Source organism: Rahnella perminowiae (assembly GCF_019049755.1).
GTDB classification, from domain to species: domain Bacteria; phylum Pseudomonadota; class Gammaproteobacteria; order Enterobacterales; family Enterobacteriaceae; genus Rahnella; species Rahnella perminowiae.
In genome coordinates, this window is record NZ_JAFMOS010000165.1 from 1 (window position 1) to 1,290 (window position 1,290).

At 35.8% G+C, this 1,290-nt stretch carries 2 protein-coding genes; one reads left to right on the forward strand and one right to left on the reverse strand.

Annotated features, from left to right (window positions below; translation table 11 throughout):
- Positions 1-1,057 (forward strand): DNA cytosine methyltransferase (locus J1785_RS00920; protein ID WP_217218585.1); only part of this gene is annotated, 1,057 nt, incomplete at its 5' end.
- On the opposite strand, the gene J1785_RS00925 is transcribed toward J1785_RS00920, so the two are convergent.
- Positions 1,028-1,290 (reverse strand): hypothetical protein (locus tag J1785_RS00925; RefSeq protein WP_217218586.1); only part of this gene is annotated, 263 nt, incomplete at its 5' end. The two genes, J1785_RS00920 and J1785_RS00925, sit on opposite strands and share 30 nt — an antisense overlap.

Here is a 1,290-nt window from a genome sequence, read left to right on the forward strand (position 1 = left end):
GTATAGTCCTTCCATTTTTGTAATGGAAAATGTTAAAGGAATACTCTCTTCAAAAGTAAATGATAAGCGCGTCTTTGATGATATACTTATTGACTTAACTGATCCTGATTCTGCATTAAATCGTGTTGGAAAAGGTTTTAAATACAGAATATGTTCCTTAGTCAGCGAGCAAGTTTTTAGGGCTGGAGATGATCCTAAAAGCATTGATCCTAATAAATTCATTATACGTGCAGAAAATCACTCCATTCCGCAAGCGAGACATAGAGTCATTTTAGTTGGTATAAGAGAAGATATGCCTGGTACACTGGGAACACTTTTAATTAATGATCATGTTACTGTTGAAGAAGCTATAAGTGAATTACCTCAATTGAGAAGTAAATTAAGTAAAGGTAAAGATTCGGCTGAACGATGGAAAAAAATTGTCAAGGACCAGTTATGCTCTCTTGCGAAAATAACGACAGATAAAAGCTTATCTAATGAACTTACAAACACTGCTTATGAAATCATAGAAAATGGAACAACTGGGAATTTGAGATTTCCCAAAAAAGGTTATTCATCAGAATGCCGTTCATACAATTCAAATCTGATAAGAGAGTGGTTTTCTGATAATCGTCTTCAGGTCTGGTTAAATCATGAAACTCGTGGGCATATGGATAGCGATTTAGGCAGATATGGTTATGCAGCCGTTTTTGCAAAAATAAATAACCGGTCACCCAAAGGGCATAAGGAATTTGATATTCAGGGACTTAAACCAGAACATAAGAACTGGGAAAGTGGTAAGTTCTCTGACAGATTTCGGGTTCAATTAAAAGAGTACCCATCAACCACAATAACGAGCCATATTTCAAAAGATGGTCATTATTTTATTCACTATGATGCCCGACAATGTAGAAGCCTTACTGTTAGAGAAGCTGCCAGGCTACAAACATTCCCGGACAACTATTTCTTCCAAGGTAATCGGACACAGCAATTTCATCAAGTCGGAAATGCTGTGCCACCTTATTTGGCGTATCAAATCGCAAAAGTATTATCTGACTTTTTTAACAATATCAAGTAGTAACTTTGACTGCGTTTCGTTTGGAATTTTGTGAGGGATTGATAATGCTAATTGTAAAAGAACAATTTCTTTCTCAGTTAGCAATTTTTCAGTCAGTCCCTTTTGAGCAATCTCCTTCCATTGTTGATTAGTAATCTTAATAACTTCCTTTTGTGCATATATTCCGGCATCGATTCTTTGCTGTTTTTTAGCACCTTTTTCATCAGCAGCACTGACAGAAACAAGTACTAATT